The 6728-nt window shown below is 53.3% G+C and carries 4 protein-coding genes; all 4 read right to left on the bottom strand.

The window, feature by feature from the left end; translation table 11 throughout:
• Nucleotides 1-117: 117 nt before the first annotated feature.
• The 4 genes from prmC to A6X21_RS01625 all read right to left on the bottom strand — a co-directional run bounded on the left by prmC (nt 118) and on the right by A6X21_RS01625 (nt 6414).
• Nucleotides 118-1041, bottom strand: coding sequence for a peptide chain release factor N(5)-glutamine methyltransferase (prmC, locus tag A6X21_RS01645; RefSeq protein ID WP_068845610.1), 924 nt, complete (start codon nt 1039-1041; stop codon nt 118-120).
• Between the two features lie 346 nt (nt 1042-1387).
• Nucleotides 1388-2458, bottom strand: a complete 1071-nt coding sequence (locus A6X21_RS01635; protein WP_068845606.1) for a metallophosphoesterase — start codon at nt 2456-2458, stop codon at nt 1388-1390.
• Nucleotides 2459-2651: 193 nt separating this feature from the next.
• A complete protein-coding gene (locus tag A6X21_RS01630; protein ID WP_068845604.1) occupies nt 2652-4049 on the bottom strand; it encodes a DUF1501 domain-containing protein in 1398 nt (465 codons plus the stop codon).
• A gap of 85 nt (nt 4050-4134) precedes the next feature.
• On the bottom strand, nt 4135-6414 hold the full coding sequence (locus tag A6X21_RS01625; RefSeq protein ID WP_068845603.1) for a DUF1549 and DUF1553 domain-containing protein: 2280 nt from the start codon (nt 6412-6414) through the stop codon (nt 4135-4137).
• Between the last annotated feature and the right edge of the window lie 314 nt (nt 6415-6728).

The raw sequence follows: 6728 nt of genomic DNA, 5'->3' as shown, positions 1-6728 counted from the left end.
TAGGTGGAGTTCTCCAGAATCGAGAGACTTCAGCAGTTCGGGTTGAAAAAATCGAGACATGTCAGCCGCCAGCAATCGACAATTCAAACAGCCAAAGTGAGTTCAGAAATCAGCCATTCAGGATCTTTTCTGCAGTTTCAGCACTCGCGGCAGTTGCGAAAGATCTTTGACAACCTGCACCAGCGACCATTCGGGCTGGGCTTGTGCGTAATTCATCAGGGCTGGTGCCTGTTCGGAAGTGAATTCGAGAAGCATCCATCCCCCGGGAAGTAAATGTTTTGCTCCTTCAGCAATGAGAGGTCGCAACAGATCCATGCCATCGGCCCCTCCGTCCAGTGCCAGCCTTGGCTCATGCCGGCGGACATCTTCCTCAAGTGTTTCGATATCCGCAGTGGGAATATAGGGGGGATTCGAAACAATCAGGTCAAAGGGTGGTTCGTTCTGCAGTGGTTCCAGTAGCGAGCCTTGCCGCAATTCGACCCGGTCGGCCAGTGAATGACGTTCGAGATTTTGCCTGGCCATCGCCAGAGCTTTTTCGGAGAGATCCGTCGCAATCAGTTGGGCCGTGGGAAGCTGCCGAGCCAGAGTGATCGCCAGACATCCTGAACCTGTACACAGATCGACAATCCGCCAGGCACGAGATGCGACAGAAACCGTGTCATCGGCGGGTGTGGGTTTGAGGCAGGAAATCGCTTCGACGATCAGTGTTTCGGAATCAGGTCGTGGAATAAGAACATCGGCATTGACATGGAAAGGGAGGCTGAAGAATTCGCGTTCACCCACCAGATAAGCAACTGGCTCCTGTTTGGCTCGCCTTTGAACGAGGTCGCGCATGGTGGCGCGAACTTCTTCCGTGAGTTCTTCATCGTAGTGAGTGTAAAGCTGAATGCGATGACACTTACGGGCATGCGCCAGAAGAACTTCGGCATCCAGGCGCGGAGTGGCTGAGCCATGCTTTTTCAGATGAGCCGTCGTCCATTCCAGAACCTTGCGGATGGTCCATTGGCCGGTGTTTGCGGAAGCCTGAGAGTCTGCAGTCACATTATCTCACTGGTCAAACAGAAGCGGTTCAATCGAATTCGCTCCACGAGCAATGCAGCATCAGGGTCTGTTCCGCCCAGATTCTGAAGCACGGGATTCGCCTTCTATTGAACCAGCATTCGAGGAACTTTCCTACTGTCGAGCAGTGGATCAGGAAAGGGGGCAGGCAATCCGGGCGAAGAGTCGCCAACGCGCTTTCCCCGATCTCAGTCAGGAGAATATGCCAAATTTCCGTTCTGCGTACCCTCTTGATGCCTGATCTTTGATCTACCAGAACGACCACGCTCTGCACCGCCTGTTGACCATTTCTTACGAAGAGACAGGTGAGATAAAGACAGAGAAATATTTAGCCCTGTTTCGATAAAGGTGAGCCTTTGAGTTCGAAATGGCTTTGTGCTGAATGGTTGCATTTATTCAGCACGGGCGAGTAATCCGTAACAGTTATTGTGCCACCTGTCTGGAATTCGAGCAATCTTAGCCAGCCATCGCCACCATGGGGCCTCACCTGGTAATTCACCAGCATTTGATGCACATCTCGACCGGCTGGTGTCTGGCTGCTGAGTCGCCCCAGGCCATCGTTGAGAACATGGCCATTGAGTGTGAGTATGAAATTTTCATGCTGACTGACAAGCTGCTCCCACAACTCTGCTCCATCGGTCACGTCGTCTCCAGTATTCTTTGCGACTGCGTAAGCATGCGGATTCCAGTTCTGCTTAGTTCCCAGATTTTTCCAGTCATAGCGAGTATCATCATAGTACATATAGGCATGGGTAATCAGTATGACTTCATGAGCAGGATGGGCTTTGGCCACTTCGTTCGCCCAGCGGACCACATCCTTGCGTGGGCCAAATTCGAGGCATAGCACCAGAAACTTGCGTCCAGCGGTTTCAAAGTGATGATAGCTGTTCTCCATCCGCCCAGGCTCTTTTTCGTAGATTCCACCGAACGTGGGGAGATCTTGGAAACTGGATAGCGGAAAGTATTCCGAAAAAAGCGTATTGCGATCTGTGGCGCTACCACCGGCACTGTAATCGTGATTCCCTGGAACCATAAAGTACGGCACCTGCCCATCCAGCTGTTGCATAGCCGACCGAGCACGTTCCCATTCGATTCTGGAACTGGTGTTCGTGATATCTCCCAGATGCAAGACGGCCGCAATGTTTCGAGAGGCTTTCTGCTCGACAATCCAGCGAGTCTGGGCCAGAAAGGTTTCTGGAAATTTCTGGCTGTAGTTTTGCGTATCCGGGAGAACGGCAATCGTAAAGCTGCCAGCCTGTATCTCTGCCGGTGGCCCATCCACGAGCTTAGCGTCCTGGTACGGATCGTTTTCGACGGCAACAGCCAGTTGCTGTATGGCGGGGAGAATCATTCCTGATGCGGCGAGTTGAAGAATGGTGCGACGGTTGATTTCCGACATCGTGTTCGATTCCTGAAGCAGGTTCTATCGTTGAAGCGAGTGCCTGGTGGTCTGCGCCACACATAAATAGAGACTTTAACCTGCGAGAGATTTCAAGTCCTCTCCGGTCTGCAGAAGCTCATCAAAATTTGATCTTCTCCCGGCAAGAATCTTTCTTTAGGCAAAGATCCAGGCTCCAGGCGAAGATCATGCTTTAAGCAAAGATTTCAGAGACGACGTGACCAAGCGCTGCAGCGAGTGGTCGATTGCCTCGATCACGAAGTTCTGTCTCGGGCGGAACTCCGATCGCAGAGAACATCGTTGCCGCAAGATCGTCCAAAGCCACAGGATCTTTCTCAGGAAAGGCACCTGTCTTATCGGATGTGCCATGGACGTAGCCCTTTTTGGTCCCACCTCCCGCCAGCAGCACACTGTAACACTGCGGCCAGTGATCCCGACTGATATTGGCATTGAGCCGGGGCGTACGACCAAACTCGCCCATCCAGACAACAAGCGTCTGGTCGAGCAGGCCACGTTCTTCCAGATCGAGAATCAGTGTCGGTAATGTCTGATCCAGCAAGGGAAGGTGGTAATCTTTGAGAATGGGATACATGCGGGTATTGTCAAAGCCATGGGTATCCCAGCCCTCTTCTTTACGTCGGCCGCCGATACTCTTCGAGTAGTAGACACTGACGAACTTGATGCCGCGCTCGACGAGACGGCGTGCCAGGAGGCAGCCTTGGCCATACTCCGTGCGACCATAGCGATCTCGAATGCTGGCCGATTCCTCATCAATTGCAAATGCCTGGCGAATCTTGGGCGAATTCAGCATTGATACAGCACGGGAGTAATAATCTTCGAGGCCGCGGGCAGCGACTGCTGCATCACCGAGCCTGGCCTGTGCATTGATCATTTGCTGCAATTGCCGACGATTTTCGAGCCGTGCCGTCGAAACACCGGCGGGCAGGCTGAGTTCCGGCAAGCCGAAGCCTGGGGCATTTGGGTCAGCGGTGACGAGAAGAGGATCGTGTACCTTTCCCAGAAAGCTCGCATGCTGGCCGGGAGTCACTTCGCCATCACGAATGACGTGTGGGTAAGCCACAAATGTCGGCATGCCATTGGTATTGGGGGCATATCGATCCACCACAGAACCGTAAGCCGGGAAGAGATCGAGCGTGTCGCGCAGGCGGATATCATCGACAGCGGGTGGATGGCCAGTGAGTGCATAGTAAGAGGCACTGTTGTGATTTTTCATGGTGTGCCACACGGTGCGAAGCAATGTGACGCGATTCATCACCTCGGCCATTCTGGGCAAGTGCTCGCAGACTGACAGTCCCGGGACAGATGTCGAGATCGTTTCAAACTGGCTGCGGGTGCCATCCGGTGCCAGTGGCTTCATGTCGAAGGTATCGACATGGCTTGGCCCACCAAACTGGTAAAGAAAGATGACGGACTTCGCCGTCGACATGGCAGCTGGTAACTCAGCGGCTGCTTGATCCTGTGCCGCCAGCCACCGAGGTAAGGTCAACCCAAAACCTGCCATGCCTCCGGCAGTTAATAACTGACGGCGAGGAAGTTTCTGATTGAATAAGTTCTGTAGAGGGTGATCCATATTGCTACCACTTACTATCGCTTGCAAAAACCATCACTACAGAAACATAAGACGAATCGGCAGGCCAACTCTCAGGTAACGGGCGCTAATGCCTCAATAAAAATTCATCACTATTGAGCAAGGCCCATAGAATATCTTCAAAGCCCTCACGAGGCGTGAGTGACTTCTCGATGTATTTCCTATGCGTTTCCGCTTCCAGGGAAGTGGGTGCTCGACTGATAGTTCGCCAGTAAAGTTCTTCAATGGCCGAGGGATAGTTGTCGCGATGATCTGTCGCGAGTGTTTTCAGAATGTTATCGGGATGGGTCACCCATTCCTGAATGAGTTTGCCGCCAATCAATTGAAAAGTCTGGGTCAGTGTTGTTTCGGTGGTTCGCTCGCAATCGCACGATTGCAACCGCTGTGGCCGACCAAATTCTCGCAGAAATCGATCTGCCAAAGTGATCTTTCCTCGGCGGAACGCCATGGCCTGAACGCCCGGTAAGGCCTGAGCCCGCTGGATCTGGGGATGATCGGCAAAGTTTGGCTTAACGTCCGTCGCCTGACTGAGGGCGTCGAGTAATTGCTCGGCACTTAATCGTTTGACGTAACTGTGCGAAAAGAAGACTTCATCACGCGAATTGCTGGGATTTGTCGTCGAACTCGATTGATAGACGGCTGAATTCGCAATCGTCTTCACCAGCCACTTCAAATCACAATTGTGAGCGACGAATTCGTCACTCAGCCAGGTGAGGAGTTCCGGGTGAGCGGCGGGGTTCGTGGCGCGAAAATCATCCACAGGCTCGACAATTCCCCGTCCCAGCATCTGCTGCCAGACACGATTGACGAAGACTTCGACAAACCGGCGATTATTCCTGCTCGCCAGCCAACTGGCCATGGGGAGCAATCGATCTTCTTCGGCATTTAATGGCGGTAATTGATGATCAAGCAGACTCGGCTGTCTGGGCTGCCCTGTGCGAGGATCAGGAAACTGCTCTTTCAATTTCAACAGAATAATCTGTTCGCCTTTGAACTCGTGCGCGTCATTAGTATCACCCCGCTGGTTTTCGACGATCTGATAATCAATCTGCGAGAAAACATTCGACCAGGCGTAGTAATCGTTCTGGCTCCATTGGTCGAAGGGATGGTTATGGCATTTCGCGCATTGCAGCCTTGCACCGAGAAAAATCTGGGCAGTCGCTTCTGCTCGAGTCGCGGGGTCTCTCAATGCCCGATAATAGTTGGTTGCGGGGACGGAATAAGAACTTCCGCGGGCCGAAATCAATTCTTGTACAAACTCATCGACGGGCTGATTTCTGGCAATCGCATCTCGAATCCAGCCATGAAAAGCCGCCACCCCTTTGGCATCAAGAGTTTTTTCTTCGACACGCAAGAGATCGCACCATTTGAGGGCCCACCAATCGGCGAACTCGGTACGAGCCAACAGGCTTTCAATCCACTTCTGCCGCTTCTGAGGATCTCCATTATTGACGAAGTCGCGGGCTTCCTGAGGAGTGGGCAAGAGGCCAATCATGTCGAGTGTTGTGCGGCGGATAAACGTCTGGTCGTCGCACAAAGCCGAGGGTTCAATCTGCAGTTCTCTTAACCGGCGGAAGACAATCTCATCCATGGGCGAGTGGGGTTGTCGCTCGACCGCAGCAGCATGAGCATGGGGGGGAAAGACGGCCAGACGAACAGTGACCTGCTGGTCGAGATACCTGGCCACAATTGCATAGGCTCCAAACTCCTGCACACGCACCGATCCTTCGGGATCGATCTCGACGACTGGCTGTGAAGGTTCAAAGACGGTGAGCCGGGTGACGTTTTTCGTTGTACCATCAGAAAACCTGGCTTGAACTTCGAGACGAAAGGTCGCTTCGGCAGCGCTCGCGACAATCAGATCGCGCTGAAGTGGTGAGACCTCGATGCTTACCAGTTGCGGTGTCGAAGGTGGATCTTCTGGAGCACCGGCGGCAATCCAGCGGGAAAGAATCTCATACTCGATGGTGCCTGCCGTTAATCGCCGCCCCCCTTCGTGCGGCACGAGCATTAATGGCTTTTCCAACAGCAGACTTTTTTCAGCCTGGAAGGTGTCAATCCTGCGGCCCTGCCACTCATGCACAATTGCCTGGTAGTCGGCCGCAGGTTCCTGCCCTCGTAAAGAAAGCTGAAAGCCACCCTTGCCGCGTGCATTCCCGTGACACGCTCCCTGATTGCACCCCGCTTTCGAAAGGACGGCCATCACTTCGTTACGAAAGCTGGGGGCAGTTTCAGCCCGCACAGTTTCACAAACCATCAGAAACAAACCGAGCACGACCACTCGGAGCCCATGGTTCCGGCAGCAGGAGGCAATGCCAATCTTCAAACTTGAGGCGGGGGCGGGCATGGCGTGGAACTCCGGCAAGAACGCATCAATGTGCGTTAATGAATACGATACCATTCTCGACGACCAGAACCAAGGTTTTGCCGCTCCATTTTCCGTTTTGGCGTCAGGACGCCAGAATCACCGGCTCGCTCCCGATGAATCCCGCCCATTCGTCAAACTTGCCGACCATGTCTGTGAAATTGCGATACGACCGATTTGAGCGCTAAGACCAGTTGGAAATCTGCGGCCTGAAATCATTCGCAGATCTGTCACACCCCTCGTTTCTTGAAGAACATCGTCCCGTTCGAGAACATGGTAGGGGTCGTGCAACTGAT

Source organism: Planctopirus hydrillae, from assembly GCF_001707835.1.
In the GTDB taxonomy this organism is placed as follows: domain Bacteria; phylum Planctomycetota; class Planctomycetia; order Planctomycetales; family Planctomycetaceae; genus Planctopirus; species Planctopirus hydrillae.
The sequence above is the reverse complement of the archived record's forward strand: the minus strand, read 5'-3'. Positions and strand labels throughout refer to the sequence as shown.